The following is a 22,610-nucleotide window of genomic DNA, read 5'->3' on the forward strand; positions in this document are numbered from 1 at the left end:
TCCTTGTTATTTCAGTGAATCAAGCGGTGCTTTTAATGGGCCTTTTTTATCTTTTCCCCCAAACAGAGATATATTGATATAACGTTTTGGGTTTACCCGCAGATCGTCGAGCAAGATAGTTAAACTGCGATTTGTGCGCCGGATCTCATCGTACAATTGGCGATCATTTAACAGCAGTCCGGCAGTGCCATCTTTGCTATCCAGTTTGCCAATTGCGCCTTCCAGTTTTGCCATAGTTCTGTTCAGACTATTAATTGCTTCATCAATTCTTGCTTTAGCCAATTTATCGGTTGCTGATTGCAGATTGCTCAATGAGCTGTCGATCTTTGGTCCATTACGGGCAAAATCAGAAGTAATGGTATTCAGGTTGCCAATGGTTTTTGCCAGCATTCCTGTTTCGCTGTTGAGCAATTTCTGTAACGAAGCGCTTGACAAGGCCAGGTTGGCAACAATACCCTGTAAGTTATTACGGGTATTAGGGTCCAGGATGGTATTCAGTTTTTGCAACACATCATCCATTGACTGCAACGTTTTGTTGATGTTGCTGATAGCAGGGTCAAGGCTTTTTTGCAGTTTATCGGTCAATCCCAGTGAACGTTCGGTACGAAGGGTGTCGCCTTCTCTCATATAATCATTGCCATTGCCTAAATATACATTTACAGCGGTGGTACCTAATAATTCACTATTAAGGGTTGCTACTGAATTACGGGGAATGTTAATGTCCTTGGTTAAAGTAATGGTTACTACAATTCCGCTCAGGTTCTTGTCTTTTTCCTTCAGGGCAGTTACTTTACCCACCTGCAACCCATTAATAAAAACAGGGTTACTGGTCACCAGTTTTTCTACATTCGGAAACACTGCGTATATATCCCTGCCTCCGGTGCTTTTCCCTTTCAAAAAATTAAAGCCAAGTATAAGTACCGTTATCGCTACTGCGGTTAGGGCACCTACTTTAGTTTCATTGGAGATTTTCATCTGTATTAGCTATGATGTTTTCAATCGCCAGACAAATCCCCTCGTACAATTGTTCACATCAGGGCGAAATTCTTGTATTGGTGGTTTCATCTGAACGGGTTCGTTTCAAAGGTTGCCCTCATAAAACGGCTTATCGACGGCAAAAGTATATAAAAAATTGAAATAGACGGGGTTGGGGGAGTAGATAGTTCCAGGTTCCAAGTTCCAGGTTCCAAGTTTTAAGTTCAAAGTTCAAAGTTCGGGGAAACCGCGCCGGGGTGTATTGCTTATAGCTTACAGCTTATGGCTTGCAGCTGCTTTAAGCTTTTGCCTTTTGACTTTGGGCTTTCGTAGTAGCCTTTGAAACGGGCTGGGCGGTGGTGGTTACCCCCACATTCAGGTACCGTTTAACGGCTTTTACAATAGCGGAAGCCATTTCTCCCTGTCCCTTGGTACTGTTGAGCCAGGTTTCATCTTTAGTATTTGTAATATAACCTGTTTCAACCAGGATACTGGGCATGGCCGTAGCCTGTAACACCCAGATGCCTTTTTCGTTCCGTTGTTTTACCCCGCGGTTCTGCCGTCCGTATTTGGCTATTTCTTCCTGCACCAGGGTGGCCAGCAGCATGCTTTTGTTGAAAAAGCGCTTGGTCCATAACAATGATTTGGCCTTGAACTCGGGGTCATTGATGTCTGGTACAAATTCATCACTCTCTTCCACATCCTCGGCAATCCGTTCGCCCACAAAATCGCCTTTTATACTGGTACGGTCAGCCGCCCAGATATAGGTTTCGGTACCGCGGGTGGGGTTATCAAGATAAGTGATCTTATAATTTTTAACCTTGCGGGTGTGTTTTATCTTTTTCTTCCCCTTTTTGGTATAATAGGTCTCTTTTTTATACCCGATAAACTTTGATTGTTTGGTTTTGGGGGCCGCATTGGCATGAATGGAAATGAACAGATCGCCTTTGTTGCGGTTTGCATAATCCGCCCGTGCCTTTATCTCCGGATAGGTATCACCCATACGGGTATAATATATTTTAATATCCGGGAAGGCAGTTTTTATTTGATTGCCCAGTTTCAGGGCAATGGCCAGACAAACTTTTTTTTCGGTGGAATGGTCGCCATGGGCGCCAGGATCGCGCCCGCCATGACCGGCATCTATAATAATAGTTTTGATCCCCGGCTTATATGCATGCGTATGTGCGGTCATAGCAGGGGCTGTATCATAGGCGGATACGACCATGCAAATAACCGTGCCCATAAGGCAGTAAATCAATTTTTGCAGCATGTATTCCGGGATTTTAAATTTCAATCAGTAACCGGTATTGCACAAAGATAGTGCTGCAATTGACTTATCAATTAGTTAATGTTCAAAAAGTATTGAATTTCAAGGTAAAAAGGGAAATCACTACCTATGAGTCCAGGAATGCCGGAATGAAACACAGGCTGAGCCTGAGCCGGGGAGTGGTGATCGTAAAATCCCTAATTTAAAAATAATTATTTACTGGTTTGTACCGGTTCGGTGGGTGTTGGGTTCGCTTGCTGAGCCGGGGCAGCGCCGCCTTCCAGGCTGGATTTATATCGTTTGATGGCCATTACGATGGCCTGCACTATTTCATCCTGTCCTTTATCGCTGTTGATGTATTCTTCTTCTTCGGTTTGAGTAATAAACCCGGTTTCAACCAGAATACTGGGCATACCAGTGGCCTGCAATACCCAGATGCCTTTTTCATTCCGTTGTTTTACGCCACGGCTAAAACGGCCTTCTTTTATAAATTCATCTTCTACCATGGTGGCCAGCAGCATGCTTTTGCCAAAATATTTCTTTTCGTACAATTGAGACCTGATGAGGGCTTCGGGCGAATTCAGATCGAGCATATTGGTGCTGTCATCTACCATTTCACCGCCGGTAGTATCATATGTATTCCCACCGCCGCCACCGGTTGAATTGATGGCGCTTCCCTTAAACCCGGTACGGTCGGCCGCCCAGATATAGGTTTCGGTGCCGTGCTCGTTATTTTTTACCCAATAGCTTTCGTAGATCGGTTCGCGGATGGTTTTTTTGTGCTTTTTTGATCCTTTACCAACATATACAGTGCGGTTTTTGTGCCCAACCACCCGTTTGGCGTACCAGCCACCGGCCCGCATGCCATTGGCATTACAGTGAATGGCAATAAACAGATCGCCGTGGGCTTCGTTGGCCATATCGGCCCGGTAACGCAAGGCATCGTGTATACTATTCAAACCGCCCGGTAATTCATCGGTGGTGCGGGTAAAAATAAGTTTACTGTCGGGCAATTCGGTGGCCAAAGCCTTGCCCAGCTTGAGTGAGATCTTGAGGGCAACAGCGGCTTCAGTCGAAAACTGACCACTGGCGCCAGGATCGATGCCCCCATGGCCGGGATCGATTATGATAGTCCCCAGTACGTTTTTCTGTTGCGCGCATGCGCTAATACCCAAAAACAAGAAAAACCCTGCAACAAAAAAGCTAATAACGCAGCGATATAAATTTTTTTTATTCATTTATTCTTCAAGAATTTAGGAGACTTTAATCTTCACTAATCTTCACATATTCTTAATGCATTAATACCTATTTTTGCCCACCACCTGCATATGATGAACGGACGCAAAAATAATTTAAAAGATGGTTCGGCCCTGATTTTATCTCTATGGCTTTTGCTATTAACGAGTAATATCTGGGCCAATTATTTTTCCATACCCCATTTTGACAAATCATTAACCCAAATTAAACCCGATACAACAAAACCTGTACGGGCGCTAGATACTATTCCTAAAAAGGCCGACAGCCTTCGCCGTATAGCCGATACCATTCACTCGAAAGATACAGTAATAAACAAAACTGACACAGTTAATGTTCCGGCTTCTGAAGATTCGCTGGATGCTCCGGTGGCCTACAAAGCCTCCGATAGTATGGTTTTGAACGTGCCTGATAAAAAGATCACGCTGTTCAGCAAAGCGAATATCAAGTATAAGGATATGGACCTTTCTGCCGACAGCATTGAAATGGACAATCAAAAGCAGCTGGTGACTGCCACTTATCGTAAAGATACGGCAGGTAAAATAATAGGCAAACCGGTAATGCTGCAGAGTGGCAGTAAAATGAACTCGGACGTTATTAAATATAATTTCAAAAGCCAGAAGGGGATCACCGAAAATACCATGACCATCCAGGGCGAAATGCTGGTGATCGGGGAAAAGGTAAAAAAGATAAACGATAAAGATTATTATGCTTACCGGTCGCAGTTTACTACCTGTAACCTTGATACGCCGCACTTCGCTTTCAGGGCCAATAAAATGAAAATGGTTAGCCAGAAGCTGGCCGTATCGGGGCCCATTCACCCGGAATTTGAAGGCGTGCCGGTACCCATTTATTTACCATTTGGATTTTTCCCGTTGTCGCAGGGCCGCCATTCCGGTATTCTGCCACCGCAATTTTCGCAAAGCGAGCAGTTTGGTTTGGGGTTGGAAGGCCTGGGTTATTATAAAGTGCTGAACGATAATTTTGATGTGACCCTGCGCTCCAACTTATACTCCTACGGCGGCTACTCATTGTTTGCCACGCCAACCTACCGGGTGCGATACCGGTATAATGGCAGCATGAACCTCGCGTACCAGTATTCGCGTATTTTATCAAGTGGTACCGAACAGGAGTTCACCACTTCCAAAACGTACAGCATTAACTGGAGCCATACGGTTGACAGCCGGGCGCGGCCAGGCCAAACCTTTTCAGCGAACGTTAATATCGCATCCACCAAATTCAATCAATTAATACCGAACAATCCACAGGCAAACTTTACTAATACACTCAGTTCATCGATCGCTTATTCAAAAACCTGGGGCAGCAGGTATAACCTTACGGCTACGGCAAACCATAGCCAGAACAACCAAACACAGGATATCAACCTGAGTTTACCTAACCTGGCGTTTACTGTTAATACCTTCTATCCTTTACAGAAGAAGGAATTTACGGGTACGCCCAAGTGGTATGAGAAACTGGGTATCGGGTACAACGGTACGGCTGCCAACCAGATGAATTTTAAGGAAAAGGATTTCAGCGTAAGAACCCTGTTGGATACCCTGCAATGGGGCGCCCAGCACTCCATACCTATTCAATTGTCACTGCCACCGTTGGGCGCTTTACAAATTTCGCCCGGTATCAGCTACCAGGAAAAATGGTATTCGCGCAAAATGTACCGCAGCTGGGATTCTGTAAACTATAAGATTGACACTTCTATTACCAAGGGCTTGTACCGTTCCAGCGATTTGTCGTTCAGCCTGGGGGTAAATACTGCGCTGTATGGGATGTTCGACAAATTTGGGAAGAAAAGCCCCATCGCGGCTATCCGCCACGTAATACGGCCCAACATTTCCTTTAGTTATAAACCCGACCTGGGTTCCAAGTTTTATCAGAATGTACAGGTGGACACAGCGTTTGGAAAAGCACCCGGACAGGGGCACTATCAACGGTTCTCTTATTTTGATGGAAGCATTTACGGGGCGCCGTCTTCAGGCGTTTTTGGCGGTATTGGCTTTGGGATAGATAATAATATAGAAGCTAAAGTGCGCTCGAAAAAAGATACTGCCAATGGCGGTTTGAAGAAGATCCGCCTGATTGATGGATTTGGCTTTACCAGCAGTTACAATTACCTCGCCGACTCATTTAAACTGGCGCCGTTCAGCTTATATATACGCAGTACCCTGTTTGAAAAGATCAACATCACGGCAGGCGCCACTATGGATCCCTATCAAACAGATACATTTGGTTACCGTATAAACCGGTACACCTGGCAGAGCAGTAAGTTTGGTTATAAAAAAAGCCTGGGCCGTATTACCAATGGTAACATTGCCATTTCAACCTCGTTCCAAAGCTCCAATGTAAAGGATAAAAAAGCTGCACAGGCAAAAGAAGACGCATTGCGTCAGCAGGGTGGGGTATTAACAGCCGAAGAGCAACAGATGCAATTGGCGTATGCTCGCGCCAACCCGGCTGAGTTTGCCGATTTCAATGTGCCCTGGTCGCTGAGTTTATCGTACTCCATGAGCTTTAGTAAAAGTATCAAGCCCGATTATTCAGGCTGGCAAACCCAAACATTCCAGAACTTAAGCTGGAATGGCGACTTCAACCTTACGCCAAAATGGAAGTTTGGGATGAACGGGTACTACGATATCAAGGCCTCCAAAATACAGCAGTTCTCTATGTACATTTCGCGGGAAATGCACTGCTGGCAGTTGAGCATAAATGTAACCCCGGTAGGGTTGTACCGGACGTTTAACTTTACTATCAGTCCAAAGTCGGGCATCCTGCGCGATCTGCGGCTAAACAGAACAAGATATTTTTACCAGTAAGGCATGTGTAAATGTAAGTGCCGTTACAGGTTACAAGTTACAGGGTAAAAGGCCAAAAGGTGAAAGCCTAAAGCGAATACAAAAGCTGTATTTGCTTTAGGCTTTCACCTTTTATCTTTAGGCTTTTTCACCACAGCCTACTGCCCACTGCCTATTGCCTTTTCGTATTCGCTACGTAATAATCATGCATTATCTGATGTACCCTTTCCTTCAACGCCTGCGTGGTTTCGCCGGGTTGAATGGGAACGGGGGGCAGAAAATGCATTTCCATTTTGTGCGGGAGCAGAAAGAATGGCTTGCTGGCGGGTAATACTTTGCGGGTATTGAAGATCAGGCTGGGGATGATGGCCTTGCCGCTGTCGATAGCCAGACGAAATGCCCCATCGTGAAAGCTTTTCAGCGGTTGATCGGTAGTGTTACGGGTGCCCTCGGGGTAAAGGCACATATGCAAACCCATCTCGAGCACCTTTTTCATTTTCAGATAACTTTCCTTGCGGCTGGCTTCACTTTTACGGTCAACCAATACAGAGCCAGTCCTGTACATAAGCCCAAAGAGAGGAATCTTGGCCATTTCAATTTTAGCAATGGTTTTATTGCCGCCTGGGATGGCCGGGTAGGAGATAGGCACATCCATAAAAGAGTTGTGGTTGCAAACGACTACATAGTTTTCACCCCGCACAAAATTCTTTCTGCCACGCACTTTTAACGGACAACCGATCAGTGGAAGATACGTTCCCATCCAGATCCTTGCTATTGCAGCCCACCGGTTGGTTTTTTTAGGCTCCTCAGCAAAATAGCTGAACATCAAAAACGGCGGTAAAATCAGTAGCATGGTAATCACAAATATCAGGGCTGCCCATAAAGCACAAATACGACCGGCTATTTCTTTAAAAATTTTCATCTACTAAATTCTCCATTTATCTTTTAACGTGCATTGCAATTGGCAATATTCAACAATCAATAGGCAAAAATACAGGGAGCGCCCGAATTATCGGCTACATTGCTTATTGCCAATTGTCTATTGCCTATTGATTAAAGCGCCCAGTTTACCGGATCAATACCGTTGCGAACCAAATACTCATTTGCCTTTGAAAAATGCCTGCAGCCAAAGAAACCATTATAGGCAGAAAGCGGAGAGGGATGCGCCGCCTTTAATACCAGGTGTTTGGTTTCATCTATCAGTACCTGTTTCTCCTGCGCAAATTTCCCCCACAGCATAAACACCACATGTTCTTTTTGCTCCGAGATCTTTTTGATAACGTTATTGGTAAATTCGGCCCAGCCAATTTGCGAATGGCTCATGGGCTCGGCAGCCCGAACGGTTAACGAGGCATTTAATAATAACACACCCTGTTCGGCCCACTTGGTCAGATTGCCGTGATTGGGAATGGCCACGCCGGTATCTGAGCTCAGCTCTTTAAAAATATTCACCAGCGATGGCGGCGGCGGCACGCCATCCGAAACAGAAAAGCAAAGTCCATGCGCCTGACCGGGCCCGTGATACGGGTCCTGACCCAGGATCACCACTTTTACATTATCGATGGGGGTAGTGTTAAAGGCATTGAAGATCAAAGAGCCGGGCGGGTAAATGGTTTTACCGGCCATTCTTTCTGTCTTTAAAAAGGTAACAATATTCTGAAAATAGGATTTGGCAAATTCGGGTTTTAAGGCTGACTTCCAGCTTTCCTCAATTTGTACGTCCATGGTTTGTTGGTAATATTTGCGATAAAAATAAGCAAAGGGAATTTATTTGATATATTAATTTCCCTGCTATGTAACTGCTACGTTTTCCAAATGCTAATATTTTTTTGCAGTTAATTATCAAGGATGCTGTAATATTGTTGTATGCGGAACGCAAAACGTTCAACGCGTAACGCAAAAACCAAAACCAAATCGACGAATGTATTAGCGTTCAGCGTTAAGCATTCAACGTTAAGCTTTAAATAACTTATCCAAACTGCTGAAGTTGAATAACGACACCCAGTTGGAGGCCTTATGGCTACAACGATTGCAACAGAACGACGAGCAGGCTTTGGCTGCCATCATGAGAAAGTATTATACCGCCTTATACAATTACGGGGCCCGGTTTACCAACGACGAGGCCCTTGTGAAGGATTGTATACAGGAGGTGTTTATCAGTTTATGGCAACGAAGAGAAAGCGCTGCTGAAATTCTATCTCCCCGGTATTACTTATTGCGCGCCGTAAAGAATAAGGTGTTGAAATCGCTGCATCAACATGTTATCAGGATTGGCTCCATGGAAAACGAATCTGCTTACGATTTTTTACAGGAGTTCTCCGTGGAGAAGCTGATCATCGACAAGCAAATGTCTGAAGAGCAGGCTACCATCTTACGCAAAACAATGGCGCAGCTTTCGAAGCGTCAGCATGAATTGATCTACCTAAAATTTTATCAGCACCTCGATCATGCCCAGATAGCCGGGCTCATGAACCTCAGCCGGCAGTCGGTGTACAATCTATTACATGAAACTATTCAGAAGCTGAGGAGCTTGTGGCAGGCGGAAATGTTTAACCAATAAGGCTAGTTGACCAGTTGACGTGTTGACCGGGAGGCTGACAGAGTTGATAGCGTTGACAGGGTTGATAAAGGAGGCCGCGACGCGGGTTGCCGCGCATGGGTGTTGTATTGCTTGCAGCTTACAGCTTGTGGCTTGAAGCTGTCTTCCTGTGATACTTTTCCGATCAATTATAATATTTTTTTAACAAATTCTCCATTTCTACAGTAGGATTTCACCATCCCCGGTACTTACAGATATAACCGAGCTGTATGAAGGATTTCCGGCTTTATGATATATCTGATTTTGTAATAGATGAAGATTTTATTCGCTGGGTACATGAGCAGCGCGAAGAAGATAATTTATTCTGGAATACCTGGCTGCAACAACATCCCGACAAACACCTGGTGGTTGCCACTGCCCGGCGTATTGTAGAATCTATACAATTTCCGCAAAGTAATATCAATGAAGCCCAGGTAGAGCAGGAGGTGAGCCGGTTAATGAATACCATTACTACCCAGCAAATAATACCGGAGCCCGAAAAGGAAACAGTGGTGGCTTTAAAATGGTGGTATGCCGCTGCCATCTTACTGTTGTGTGTAACCGGCACCTGGTATTTTTACATCAGGGATAACCGCATACCGCCCTATGCCTATTCAGCCATGGTGGCTGCCAAACAACTGATAGAGCACACCAACACTTCGCTGAAACCCCTGGTGCTGAATCTGCCCGATGGAAGCCAGGTAACGCTGGCCCCCCAAAGCCGCATCAGTTATGCGCATACGTTTGGCTCTGCCGATACGGCCCGCAACGGCGTTACACGCGATGTGTACCTGCTGGGCGAGGCTTTTTTCCAGGTCACCAAAAATCCGCACCGGCCCTTCAGGGTTTTTGCCAATGAAATTGTGACCAAGGTACTGGGCACCAGTTTTACCGTTCGTTCATTTGAAAAAGATACTACCATCCAGGTAACAGTAAGAACGGGAAAAGTGAGTGTGTATGCACAGGCGGCAACGCCCGCTTCTTCCAAAATGAGTGAGATCATCCTAACCCCCAACCAGCAACTGGTATACGAAAGAACCGGCCAGAAGTTCCAGAAGGTATTGCTCAACAACCCTGTAATAATTGTACCCCCGGCCGTAGAACGCTCATTGGTATACGACGATGCGCCGCTTGATAAAGTATTCGGCGACCTCAGTAAAGTATATGGGATCAATATTGTGTTTGACAGCGAACTGCTGAAGAAGTGTACGGTAACTGCCGACCTTTCCAGTGAAACGTTCTACCAGAAGTTAAGCCTGATCTGCAGCGCTATTGACGCCCATTACGAACTGATAGACGGACAGGTAGTGATTGAATCAACAGGATGTAAATAGAAGGCAGACGGCAGAAGGCAGAGAACCGCAACGCGGCAACACAGCAACATTGCATGTAAAACATAAACCCATTAATATTAATAATATGATCAAGGCACCACCCTGATAAAGGGTAAAAAAAGAACCCCAACATTGTTCGCACCAATGTCAGGGTTTTTAAAGATCGTCTGTCCTGCTGGCTTCAACAGTAGCGGGACAAACATTGATTAAAACTGATTGCTTTAACCAACTAATAGTACAAAACTATGAAAAAAGTACTCGTTAACCAGTTAATCTACCGGTTTATGAGAATAGGATTGCTGCCATTACTATTGATCACCGGCTTTGCCGGCATGATGTATGCCCGTCCGGTACACGGACAGGAGGTTCTGAACCAGCGCATTAACCTGGTTGCAGACAACAAGGAAGTTAAAACGGTACTGAATGAGATCAGCCGGCTGGCTGATATTAAATTCGTTTACAGTTCCCAACGCATTCCGGTAAGGCAAAAAATATCGGTTACCGCCCGTAACCAGCGCCTGGGGGATGTTCTGGAGCTGTGTTTATCGCCTTTGAATATCCTGTATTTCGTTTCCGGCAACCAGATCGTGTTGATGCGGAAAGGCGAATCGTACAATGTGGCGATGTACCTAACCGATGATCCCCGTAAATTTCTATTGGATGAAGAAGCCCCGGCCAAGACCATTACCGGTAAGGTTACCGACGAAGCTGGTGAGCCGCTGAACGGCGTATCGGTATTGGTGCGTGGTACCAACAGGGGCACCGTCACCAATGAAAAAGGGGTATTTGTAATTACCGCCGATGTAGGCGAAATGCTGTCGTTTACGATGGTGGGGTATAAAGAAAGCGCCGTAAAGGTGGGCGATGAAACCAACATCACCGTCCGGTTGCTGACCGAGAACATCAACATGAACGAAGTAATTATTGTAGGGTATGGTACCCAGCGCAGGAGTTCATTAACCGGCGCCATCTCCTCCATCAATACAAAAGCCATCAACGAACTGCCGGTGGCCAGCGTGGAGCAGGCGCTGCAGGGCCGGGTGGCCGGTTTAACGGTGACCAACAATGGTGAACCCGGCACCTCGCCTATAGTGCGGATTAGAGGAGTAAGTTCTATCAACTTTGCATCAGATCCATTATATGTGATCGATGGCTTTCCAACCGGCAACCTCGTCAACTTCGACAGCCGCGATATTGAATCGGTGGAAGTGTTGAAAGACGCGAGTGCTGCTGCTATTTATGGTTCCAGAGCTACCAATGGCGTAATACTCATTACAACCAAAAAAGGCAGGCGCGACAACCGGGTCAAAGTAACGCTGGATTCATATGTTGGCACGCAAAAGCCCTGGAACACGATCGATCTGCTGAACACCGATCAATACCTGAAATACGAACGCGCCCTGAACGGCGCTGCCAATATTGGTCTGCCACCCCGGTTGCAGCAAGCCAATTTCAGTCAGCCCATTTATAATGGCACCAGCCAAACGTATGCCCAAACAAATACCGACTGGCAGGATGCTTATTTTAAAAGCGGCATACTGATGCAGCACAATATTGGCGTAAGCGGCGGAAATGACGTAAGTCGTTTTTACAGCTCGGCCGGTTATTTTAAACAGGATGGCATTGGCCAGGGCGTGTATTATGAAAGAGGCAATTACCGCATTAATTCAGAACATAAGATCAGCAAAGTGTTCAGCTTTGGTGAGAACCTGTTCCTGTCCTATTCAAAACAACGCTATGATAATACCACCGGTAACCGTACCAGGCTGGTGAATGTGATCCGCAGTTTGCCTTACTTGCCGGTATATGATCCTACCACGAACGGTGGCTACCGGAATGCCGAGAACAGCGTTGACGGGGCTGACCCCACCAACCCGGTTGAAGATGCGGTGTTGCTGGGTAACGCGGTCCGTAAAACTTTAAAGGTATTGGGTACTGCCTATGCAGATGTGAACTTTACCCCCTGGTTAAAATTCCGCTCTACATTCGGCGTAGACCATGTGAACCTGTTTCAGCATCAGTTCAGACCCATATATAGCGATAAAGGCCGCAGCGAAACGCAGGCAGCTATCGACGACGTACGCACCACGCTCACCACGTTGTTGTATACCCAGCAGCTTACGTTCGATAAAACCTTCGGCAATCACCACATCACCGCTACGGGTGTTTATGAAACCCAAAGCACCCGCTCATACGGTGAGCAAATGACCGGTAACCAAAGCACCAACACTATAGAAACCATGTTTGGCGCCACCAACGTGGCCGCCTTCAGCACCAAGAGTGAGAACCTGCTGATCTCGTATGTAGCCAGGTTGAATTATGAGTTTGGCGGAAAGTATATGCTGAGTGCCGCCATTCGTCGCGATGGATTATCAGTATGGGCGCCGGGTAAAAAGTTTGCCAACTTCCCATCTGTTTCAGCAGGCTGGCGAATTGACCAGGAAGACTTCATGCGCAATATAAAAAGCGTGTCGGAATTAAAGTTAAGAGGCGGGTATGGCGAAACCGGGTTGAATGGTATCGGCATCTTCAGCAAACTGCCCAATTCGCAATTACCTAACGATTATCCCTGGCAGGCGGTGGTATCACAAAACGGCGCCTTATATCCCTTCAACAATACGTTGCCATCAGGCGGTAATGCCTCGTTCTACAATGCCATCTCCAACCTGAACCTGGAATGGGAAAAAACAAAACAGCTGAACATTGGCGTTGACCTGGGCTTATTGAACAACCGCATTACTTTGTCGGCCGACTATTATCGTCGTAAAACCGATAACCTGATGTTGAACGTGCCTACGCCTGGTTCATTTGGGTTTAATACCCAAGGGGTGCTGGCAAACGTAGGCTCCATGGAGAACAACGGCGTTGATCTGCAAATGGGTTACAAGGAAAACCTGCGCGCCTTTAAATGGGACATTACCGGTAACATCAGCTTTATAAAAAACAAAGTGATAAGCCTGAATACGCCCAATGCAACCATTGACCAGGGCGGCGACCAGGACTTTGGTGGCGGCGCCCCCATTACCAGAACAAAAGCCGGCGAAACCATTCAATCGTTTTACGGCTATATAGTTGACGGTATTTTCCAAAGCGATGCAGAAGTAGCCAGCAGTCCGTTCCAGACCGATAAAACAAAAGCCGGTGACCTCAAGTTCAGAGACATCAGCGGACCAGACGGCAAACCCGATGGCGTGATCACCGCGGATGACAGAACCTTCCTCGGTAATTATCTGCCCAACTTTACTTACTCACTGAATTTTGGCGCCAATTACAAAAACTTCGATCTGTCGGTGTTTTTCCAGGGCGTACAGGGCAACAAGATCTTCAACGCCGCCCGCATTATCAGTGAAGGGATGGCCAGGTTGTTTGGTTCCGGCACGGCTGTGCTCGATGCCTGGACGCCCACCAATACGCATACCAATGTACCGCGCGCTATCAGTGGCGATCCTAACCAGAATGTTCGCCCCAGTACCCGCTGGATAGAAGACGGTTCCTACCTGCGGTTAAAGAACATCATGGTAGGCTATACGGTACCTGCCAGCTTTTTACAAACATTCACCAAACACACTGTAAGCAGTTTCAGAATATACATTGCGTCGCAAAACCTGTTGACCTTTACCAAATATAAAGGCTGGGACCCTGAGATCGGTTCCAAGATCACTACACTCACCAACGGTATCGACTATGGGCAGTATCCTGCCGCCCGTTCGTTCCAGTTTGGTGTGCAGGTAGGTTTTTGATCGTGAATGTTATCGGCCATTCGATTAATTTGACTGATTTGATTCATTTCAACAATTGCTTAGTATGAAACGAAATTTTTATAGATATAGCATAGTCGTTGGGTTGCTCACAGTAGTTACTGTCATTGCCTGTGAAAAGCAACTCAATAAAACAAATCCCAGCTATCCTACGCTGGACACTTATTTCCGCAACAGCGATGAATTGCTGAAAGGCACCAACGCCATCTATTCCATTTTTCATGGCGGTTCGCTGGTTGGCCGCGAATGGTTCTTTATACATGACCTGCGCAGCGATGATGATGCAGCGGGTGGGGGGCAGCTGGAAGTGCCCCGCGCGCAGATCCTGAACGGGGCAACCACACCCGACAACTCGGTAATGAATTCGGTTTGGAATGGCTTGTATACGGTGATGCATCGCGCCAATACGGTTTTAAAGTATGCGCCCAATGTAAATGATAATACCGCGTTGCGCGACCGCAACGTAGGCGAGGCCAAATTCTTCAGGGCCTGGTCGTTGTTTGAGCTGGTAAGTATGTGGGGGCCGGTACCTATGTACCTGGAACCCGTAACTGCCTCCAACCAGTTTCAGTCCCGCTCAGCGGAAACCACTATTTACGATCAGATAGTAAAGGACCTTACCGATGCCGCAGCGGCTTTACCAGCAACTTATGGCGATGAAGACCGCGGCCGCGTTACCAAAGGCGCCGCGTATGCCATGCTGGGCCGGGTGCAGATGCAAAAAGGCGATTACGTGGCCGCCAAAACCGCGTTGACTGCCGTAAAGAACCTGAACCTGTATACCATTAATATTCCCTATGGCGATAACTTTCTCGAAGAAACTGAGTTCAATAAAGAATCTATATGGGAAGCTGTTTTCTTCGAGAACAAGCCCAACCAGTTTAACTGGGGCGGACAGGGAGATGATCCCAGCCAGCCACAGGGCACAGTGCGTAACCAGGAATATTCGCCTATAGCCTGGCGTAACCTGATCCCCTCCAATCATTATTTAAATGAATTTGAAAATACCGCCACCGGCGCTGCCAAAACCGATCCGCGTTTTGCCATGTCGGTGTACCAATCGGGCGATACTTATAACAATGGTAATTCTGTGCTTACAGATGATGATCAGAATGGTAATTCGTCTATATTGAATGGCGTTACCAAAAAAATAAGCTGGCGCAAGTTCATGATCATTTATAAACACGGGAAGGGCGGCGACCGCGCAGGTGGTGGCAATAACCAACGCATTATCAGGTATGCAGAGGTGTTATTGATGCTGGCAGAATGTGAAAATGAATTGAACAACCCGGTACCTGCAGTAGATTACCTGAACCAGGTGCGCGACCGGCCGGGCGTGAACATGCCGCATTACCCAACCGCGCAGTTTCCCACCACTACCAAAGATCAGATAACCAAAGCCATTATGCATGAAAAAACAGTAGAGCTGGGTGGAGAAGAAATTCGCAACCGGGATATTTTGCGCTGGCGGAAAAAGGGTTATTACCCGGCAAACGCCGATCCGCTGCCTTACTTCAAAAAAGGCCGCGACGAATTGCTGCCTATTGCGCAGCAGGAAATAGACAACAATCCGCAGTTGGCTACCAATGGCATCAATAAACAAAACGGGGGTTACTAAAAATAGTTTCTAGCCTATGGGTTCATCAAAAAAGCACATCGCTTTTCGGTTGCCGGTATTATTGATATTTTTTTATTCAGTAGGTTGTAAAACAAAAGAACGGGATACTTTATTTACGTCATTGCCCTCAACAGCGACAGGTATACATTTTATAAACCAGGTAAATGAAACAGACTCGACCCATTCATTCATCAATGAGTTTGGATATATGGGTGGCGGCGTAGGCATCGGGGATTTTAACAACGACGGATTAAAGGATATTTATTTTACCGGTAACCAGGTGAGCTCAAAGCTGTACATCAATAAAGGCAATAACACATTTGAAGATATTACGGCAAAAGCTGGTTGCGGCACCAGCGGTTGGGCCACCGGCGTAAGCGTGGTAGATATCAACAACGATGGCTATGATGATATTTACGTTTGTGTGTTTGGAAAGAATTTGCTGGAACGCGCGGCCAACCTGTTGTTCATTAATCAGCATGATCTGACGTTTAAAGAATCAGCCGCTGAATACGGACTGGCAGATACCGGTTACTCCACCCAGGCAGTGTTTGTTGATTACGACAAAGATGGCGACCTGGATATGTACCTCACCAATTATTTGCTCAGCAGCGCCAATGCCAACACTATTTATCCCCGCGATCAAACCGGGAAATCTCCCGCCAATGATAAATTGTACCGCAACGATGGAGTAGTAGGGGAGGCTCATCACCCGGTGTTTACCGATGTGTCAATGGCTGCCAATATCAAAGATGATGGATATGGACTGGGTGTGGTTGTAAGCGATTTCAACAATGATAACTGGCCGGATATTTATGTAGCCAACGATTTTCTATCGAACGATATCCTGTGGCTGAACAACCGCAATGGCACCTTTACCAATTGCATTGCCCGCAGTATGCAACACCAGAGTTACAGCAGTATGGGCGCAGATGCCGCCGATGTAAACAACGACGGCCTGCCCGATGTAGTGACGCTGGATATGATGCCCGAAAACAACGAACGCCGCAAACTCACCTGGTCGGTAATGAATTACGAACGCTACCAGGCCGAACGCTCGTATGGATATGAACCGGAGTTTATGCGGAATATGTTGCAATTAAATAATGGAAATTGGAAAGATACATTCTTGAGCTCGACAAATCGGAATGATGCCAATAGAGACGAGGCTACCAACACCTCCCCCACCGGGGGAGGCCGGGAGGGGGCTCCGTTCTTTAGTGAAGTGGGCCAAATGGCGGGCATCTCCAGTACCGACTGGAGCTGGAGTGTATTGATGGCCGATTTTGACAATGATGGCTGGAAGGACATGCACATTACCAATGGGATTGGGCGTGATTTTATAAATGCCGATTTCCTGGAATTCAGTTCCACCGTAATGGGCAGGGTGAGCGATCTGAAACAACAGCGAAAGCTGATAAACGACAAACTCGCTTCCCTGAACCATGTTGAGCTGGGTAATTATTTGTATCGGAACAACGGCAATTATACGTTCACCAATATCTCGCAACAGGCAGGGGTGAACGAAGCGTCGATGTCGAACGGCGCGGCCTGGGCCGACCTGGATAACGATGGCGACCTTGACCTTGTAGTGAACAATATAAACAAAGAAGCATTTGTGCTTATTAATGGTACCAATGCAAAGGGAAAACCGGTAACCAATCATTTTATTGGCATAAACTTAAAAGGCGGCGCTGCCAACCAACATGCCTTTGGCGCCAAAGTAAAAGTGTATACCGGTAACCAGGAGCAGGTACAGGAGCAAAATCCCGTGCGCGGATACTTCTCAACAGTAGATACCAAACTGCTGTTTGGAGTGGGATCGAATACACATATCGATTCCATTGTTACCATCTGGCCCGACAATACGTACCAGGTATTGCGGAAGGTGGCAGTGGATTCGTTATTGGAGATAACGCAACAGCCTGCACGAGAAACGTGGGAGAGCAGCACGAATGATCTGCAGGCTGTATTTTCAGACATTACACCAGCAACGCATATTAACTATCGCCATGTAGAAAGTAATTACAACGACTTTGGCGAACAACGATTGTTGCCCCAAAAGTTTTCGCAGTTGGGTCCGTATATAACAACGGCCGATCTCAATCACGATGGCCTCACCGACCTGTTCATAGGTGGGGCCTTTAATTTCTCCGGCCAGTTCTTTATACAACAACAAAACGGACAGTTCAAAGCGCAGGCCCTTACCGATAGTATAAAAATGGAAGAAGACCAGGATTGTGTTTTCTTTGATGCCGATGGGGATGGCGATCCCGATCTGCTGGTGACCAGTGGCAATGTACAAATGGAAGAACATTCGCCCTACAACACACCGCGTTTATATACCAACGATGGCAAGGGACATTTTCACCTACAACCCAATGCTATCCCGGCCAACATTCGCATTATTGCCGGCTGTGTACAAACTGCCGATTATGATGGGGATGGACAACCCGACCTGTTTATCGGCAGCCGCGTAAGCAAAAGTTATCCATTACCCGGCCGCAGTTATATTCTGCATAACAACAAAGGTGTGTTTACCGACGTAACCGCCATTGTATGTCCCGCCTTGCAACATCCCGGCATGGTCACTTCCGCCGTATTTACCGACCTGAACAACGATCACCAGCCCGACCTGGTAATAGCAGGCGAGTGGATGCCCCTCCGGTTCTTTAAAAACGATCATGGCCATTTACAGGAAATGAACACCGGGGTAGGAGGGCTGAGCGGCATGTGGCGCAGTCTGGTTGCCGCCGATGTTGATCAGGATGGCGATCTTGATTTGGTAGCCGGCAACCTGGGCATGAATTGCGATTACCAGGTGAGCGACAGCACGCCGATGGAATTATTTGCCGCCGACCTGGATGGCAATGGAAGCATTGACCCAATTCCTTTTTATTATATAAAAGACCACACGGGCGCCAGGCGATTGTATCCCGGCATTAACCGCCGCCAGTTTGCCGACCAGGTACCCGCCATCAAAAAACAATTCCTGCACCATGCCCAGTATGCGCAGGCCACCTTTGACGATATTTTTAAACAAAAGGACAGTCTGCACCAGTACACCTGTACCGAAACCCACAGTTGCTGGTTCGAAAACGCCGGAAACGGACAATTCCGCCGCCATTACCTGCCGCCCGAGGCCCAGTTTGCCCCGGTAAATGCCATTTTGTGCGATGATTTTGATGGCGACGGGGTTACCGATCTGCTGCTGGCCGGCAATGAATACCAGACCGAAGTGATGACGGGCCGGTACGATGCCAGTTACGGCTGCTTCCTTAAGGGGGTTGGTCATAAACAATTCCAGGCCATTCCGCCGGTGCGGAGCGGGTTCATTATGCGAGGCGATGTAAAAGATATGGCCCTGATAACCACCGCAAGGGGCCAGAAAATGGTGCTGGTAGCTGTAAATAATGATTACCTGAAGGTTATGGCCGTGAATCGTATGAAATAGTTTGCCCCGGACAAGGAAATTCAGCCATAAAAAGCTATTTTTGCGTCCCCAATGAAAGTTGGGGCAAAGTTCTTAGGACCGGTAGCTCAGTTGGATAGAGCAGCTGCCTTCAAATTACTAGGAGCCTTATAAGGGAAACGAAACCTTATAAGTGGATGCCACTATATCGGTGAAACCTTCCTGCGCAAGCAGATGGCAATACCGAGGAAACCTGCAAGGGGTTCCGTAGAGACTACACGTGGCACACCTGAAATGGTGAAGATATAGTCCAGACCACAAATCCTGGCTGTAAGTCGGGAGCAGGGAAACCTGTAGAGGGTAAGCTAAGCAGCAGGTCATTGGTTCGAATCCAATCCGGTTCACGAAATTGGATCAATAATTCAAAACCCGCTCTGGTAGCGGGTTTTGTGTTGTAATACACTGGTCTGTATTAAAGTATTTATGTATAATCAGATGGATCAGATTATTCTCAATGATTTCTGGTTCGAATCCAATCTGGTGGCCACGCTGGATTTATCAAAGGCTTTTACAAATATTGGTTTGTATAAATCAGCCGGAATACGGCTATCAGCATAGATGTTTTCAATTACCACAGGCTGCCTGTTAAGCATGGCCCATCCGCTGATACAAGCGTTTATCGGAGAATGCCTGCCTTTCCAAAGAGGACTTACAGCATCTTCGTCGGCATAATAACATCTATCTCCATCTCGTAATACAAATGTAGCCCCTTCTGCTTATAGGCTGTTTCGATGTTTCTCCTGTTATTCTTTCCAGACAGGTATAGATACTAAATTGTTATTGCCGGTGGAAACAATGAAGTAGCTTCCTGTTGCCAGGGACGTAACGTCGATACGGGTTTGGGTTATGCCTGCCGCAACGGGAATGGTACGCCATACCCTGCCATCAACGCCAATTATTCTTACGTAGGACGTATGATTGGTAACCGGGCAGGTAACCGTAACCGGTGTATTGCCAGTGATCAAACTGGGATATACATTGAACGGCTGTTCATTATTGTTATTGAACAGAATAATGGGGCTATAGCGCACTATGCCGCTGTTTTCAACCATTTGTAGCCGGTAGTAAACAGCCCCTGAAGGCCCATGCATGTCTGTCGCTGTATAATTATTCACGGTGTTTTCTGTAGCCGTTACCCGCTGTACTGGCGTAAACACAATGCCATCTGTGCTTCGTTCAACGAGATAATAACTAATGTTCTCTTCATTGGTGGCTTGCCAGTGCAGTTGAACAGTACCGTTTTTACGCTGACCGCTAAAATGCAACAGGGTTTCTGCCAGTGTAGAACAGGCGCTCAGCGTAAGGCTTTTGCTGGTGGTGCTGGTACAGCCGCCTACGGTGCTGGTAACTGAAATGATATATTTTCCGGTATCCAAAATAGAGACAGGGTTCAGCACAAGGGTATTTCCGGTGCTGAAGTATCCGCCGGGCCGCTGCCAGGAGTAGCTGAAGAAAGGGCTGGAAGGAAGGCTGAGCACGGCGGCGCCTCCAATACAGGTACTACCGGTGGTGACCACATTTGGTACCACCAGGGTGTCGATGGTAATGCTGCGCGAATAACTGTTGGCGCAGGCGTCGGTCATCAGGAACGTATACGTGCCGGGGGCAAGACCGGTGAATGCAGGACTTGCCTGCAGCGGCGTGGCATAGGGCCCGTTGAGGATCTGGTATTGAAACGGCAGTATCCCGCGTGTGCTGTCGGGCAGCAATGCTACCTGCCGGGTGGCCCCGCAAAGGGCAACGGCAGCAGCCGGATTGAACAAGGGCTGTGTATACACAGGGACAACGATGGTATCGGTAACAACATCACACCCCCAACTGCTCATGTCGTTAAGGAAGGTTGGATTATAAGCAGTACTGTAGTGGTAGGCGGCATAGTAGGTCCCGGGCGAAAGATTCGTCACCTCATCACTGAAAGAGGGACTATTAGCGCCTTTGTTATAGATCGAATTGACCGTGATGGTGCCATCGGGAAATGCAGAAGACCAATATGTGTTGGTTGAAGCAAACAGCAGGATCTTACTGGCGTTCGTACAACCTTTTACCAGCGATGCGGAGAACGGGGAATGGCGTAGATCACCAGGTCCTATAGTAACCATTACACTGTCTTGCTCGCCGCACGTGGTAATGGCGATTATTTTATAAGTGCCTACGGTAAAATAGTCCAGCAACACCCCGTTGAATGTTACATTTTTTATGGTATCAGGATAGGTCAGGGGATGCACCGTGCCATCGACAGTTGTCATGGAAGAAGGGCCTGATGCCACCACGATGTACCCCTGCCTGGAGTTGAAATTGAAATTCATTTGCAGACCTGTTGTTCCTTCCTTGCAGGAGGCGTATATCATCGGGAAGGCATTGGTAATATGAAATGCAGCTCCGCCTGCCCAGTCGAACTGCAGGGAATCTTTCTGGCAGCAATCCTGCCTGATCACTTTATATCCCGCAGCGGGTGGAAATCCTGAAAACGTTGAGTTATTGGTCTGTGTAGCCAGGATGGCGCCGGTGGGGCTTACCAAGGTATAGGTAATGGTGCTGCAATGCTTGGAGGAAGGGAATTGGCTGTTGTCATTATATTGATCAAATGTATAGGCGAATTGACCGCTGCAACCGGGTAAAACGGCGGAGTTGGCAACCATATCGAACCCCTGTAGATCAAGAATAATGACAGCGGAACCGGTTACGCCGCAATTATTGGTGACGCTTACGGCCATGGTTTTGTTATCGCCCGGAATATGGTGATACTTAAGCGTGAACTGGCTTGTAATATCGCCGAAAATGTCAGGGGTATTGACCGTATTCGTAGTAACGGTGCCATCGGGCCCTGTCAACGAAACGGTATAAGGGGGCTTGAAACCGTTTATAAAACATTCAACATTACAGGCAAAAGAATCGCAACCCAGGTATTGGAGGCCTGCCGCAGCAATCGTCACACTACTGGTGCTTGCATTGAGCGTTACCACCCTGGTTTGAAAATTACCGCACGAGTCGATCACCTTGCAGGTATAGTTGCCGGCGGGGAGGTTGGTAAATACATTGTTGCCTGCAGATAGCCCCGCGATAACAGGCGATGGGCTCACCAGCGAATCTATAAACGGCCCGCGGCCATCGGTAACATGGAAGGTTATAGAACCATCGCTGCTCGAAGAACAGCTGGGCGATTGCGTGGTAACATCCAGTGAGGGAACCGTGTACGTACCGGTTACTGTAAAATTACCGGTAACAGATGTATTACAACTATCGGTTACCTGTACGGTATAGCTGCCCGGCGCCAGCGATTGCAAAATATTCGACGATTGCGGCAGTGATAAAGCGGGGCCCGCAACAATACTGAAGACATAAGGGGTAGAACCACCCGATACCGATACAGTAGCTTTTCCCGTGGCGGCGCAACGGCTTTCAGTAGAGTTAATCGAATTAATAGTCAGGGGTGTGGCGGCAGGGCATTGGGCCTTTGCCTTTTGCATAGTAGCAATGATCAACAGCACGCAAAGGATTGCATGGTTTAGGGTATGGTTCATTGTTTTGTTTTCTGGGTGTGGAAATC

General features: G+C 47.1%; 12 protein-coding genes. 6 read left to right on the forward strand and 6 right to left on the reverse strand.

Translation table 11 applies throughout. From position 1 onward, the window contains the following. Window positions 1–6 precede the first annotated feature (6 nt). The 3 genes from NIAKO_RS06015 to NIAKO_RS06025 form a co-directional block, all read right to left on the reverse strand. Entirely contained in the window at window positions 7–975 is a 969-nt protein-coding gene (locus NIAKO_RS06015; RefSeq protein WP_014217510.1) for an MlaD family protein, read from the reverse strand. A gap of 298 nt (window positions 976–1,273) precedes the next feature. Beyond that, window positions 1,274–2,245, reverse strand: a complete 972-nt coding sequence (locus NIAKO_RS36440) for an N-acetylmuramoyl-L-alanine amidase family protein (protein ID WP_014217511.1) — start codon at window positions 2,243–2,245, stop codon at window positions 1,274–1,276. Window positions 2,246–2,454: 209 nt separating this feature from the next. After that, window positions 2,455–3,480 carry an N-acetylmuramoyl-L-alanine amidase family protein gene (locus NIAKO_RS06025; RefSeq protein ID WP_014217512.1) on the reverse strand — a complete coding sequence of 342 codons (1,026 nt, stop codon included), beginning with the start codon at window positions 3,478–3,480 and terminating at the stop codon, window positions 2,455–2,457. A gap of 90 nt (window positions 3,481–3,570) precedes the next feature. Between NIAKO_RS06025 and NIAKO_RS06030 the strand changes: the two genes are divergently transcribed. Beyond that, window positions 3,571–6,324 carry a putative LPS assembly protein LptD gene (locus NIAKO_RS06030; RefSeq protein WP_014217513.1) on the forward strand — a complete coding sequence of 918 codons (2,754 nt, stop codon included), beginning with the start codon at window positions 3,571–3,573 and terminating at the stop codon, window positions 6,322–6,324. Between the two features lie 151 nt (window positions 6,325–6,475). On the opposite strand, the gene NIAKO_RS06035 is transcribed toward NIAKO_RS06030, so the two are convergent. Together NIAKO_RS06035 and ung are read right to left on the reverse strand one after the other, a co-directional pair. Next, entirely contained in the window at window positions 6,476–7,225 is a 750-nt protein-coding gene (locus tag NIAKO_RS06035; RefSeq protein WP_014217514.1) for a lysophospholipid acyltransferase family protein, read from the reverse strand. 131 nt (window positions 7,226–7,356) lie between these two features. After that, on the reverse strand, window positions 7,357–8,028 hold the full coding sequence (ung, locus tag NIAKO_RS06040) for a uracil-DNA glycosylase (protein ID WP_014217515.1): 672 nt from the start codon (window positions 8,026–8,028) through the stop codon (window positions 7,357–7,359). Between the two features lie 262 nt (window positions 8,029–8,290). On the opposite strand from ung, the gene NIAKO_RS06045 reads away from it, so the two are divergent. The 5 genes from NIAKO_RS06045 to NIAKO_RS06065 all read left to right on the forward strand — a co-directional run bounded on the left by NIAKO_RS06045 (window position 8,291) and on the right by NIAKO_RS06065 (window position 19,045). Beyond that, window positions 8,291–8,863, forward strand: coding sequence for an RNA polymerase sigma factor (locus NIAKO_RS06045; protein ID WP_014217516.1), 573 nt, complete (start codon window positions 8,291–8,293; stop codon window positions 8,861–8,863). 248 nt (window positions 8,864–9,111) lie between these two features. Continuing rightward, on the forward strand, window positions 9,112–10,215 hold the full coding sequence (locus NIAKO_RS06050) for a FecR family protein (protein ID WP_014217517.1): 1,104 nt from the start codon (window positions 9,112–9,114) through the stop codon (window positions 10,213–10,215). Window positions 10,216–10,460: 245 nt separating this feature from the next. Beyond that, window positions 10,461–13,955 carry a TonB-dependent receptor gene (locus NIAKO_RS06055; RefSeq protein WP_014217518.1) on the forward strand — a complete coding sequence of 1,165 codons (3,495 nt, stop codon included), beginning with the start codon at window positions 10,461–10,463 and terminating at the stop codon, window positions 13,953–13,955. Window positions 13,956–14,019: 64 nt separating this feature from the next. After that, window positions 14,020–15,591, forward strand: a complete 1,572-nt coding sequence (locus tag NIAKO_RS06060; RefSeq protein ID WP_014217519.1) for a RagB/SusD family nutrient uptake outer membrane protein — start codon at window positions 14,020–14,022, stop codon at window positions 15,589–15,591. A gap of 16 nt (window positions 15,592–15,607) precedes the next feature. Beyond that, window positions 15,608–19,045 (forward strand): VCBS repeat-containing protein, encoded by a 3,438-nt coding sequence (locus NIAKO_RS06065; protein WP_014217520.1) that lies wholly within the window; start codon window positions 15,608–15,610, stop codon window positions 19,043–19,045. Between the two features lie 761 nt (window positions 19,046–19,806). Here the strand turns inward: NIAKO_RS06065 and NIAKO_RS06070 are convergent. Then, the gene (locus NIAKO_RS06070; protein WP_014217522.1) at window positions 19,807–22,584 is read right to left on the reverse strand and encodes a fibronectin type III domain-containing protein; all 2,778 of its coding nucleotides are present in this window, start codon (window positions 22,582–22,584) and stop codon (window positions 19,807–19,809) included. Window positions 22,585–22,610: the final 26 nt, after the last annotated feature.

It is taken from the genome of Niastella koreensis GR20-10 (assembly GCF_000246855.1).
Classification (GTDB): Bacteria; Bacteroidota; Bacteroidia; order Chitinophagales; family Chitinophagaceae; genus Niastella; species Niastella koreensis.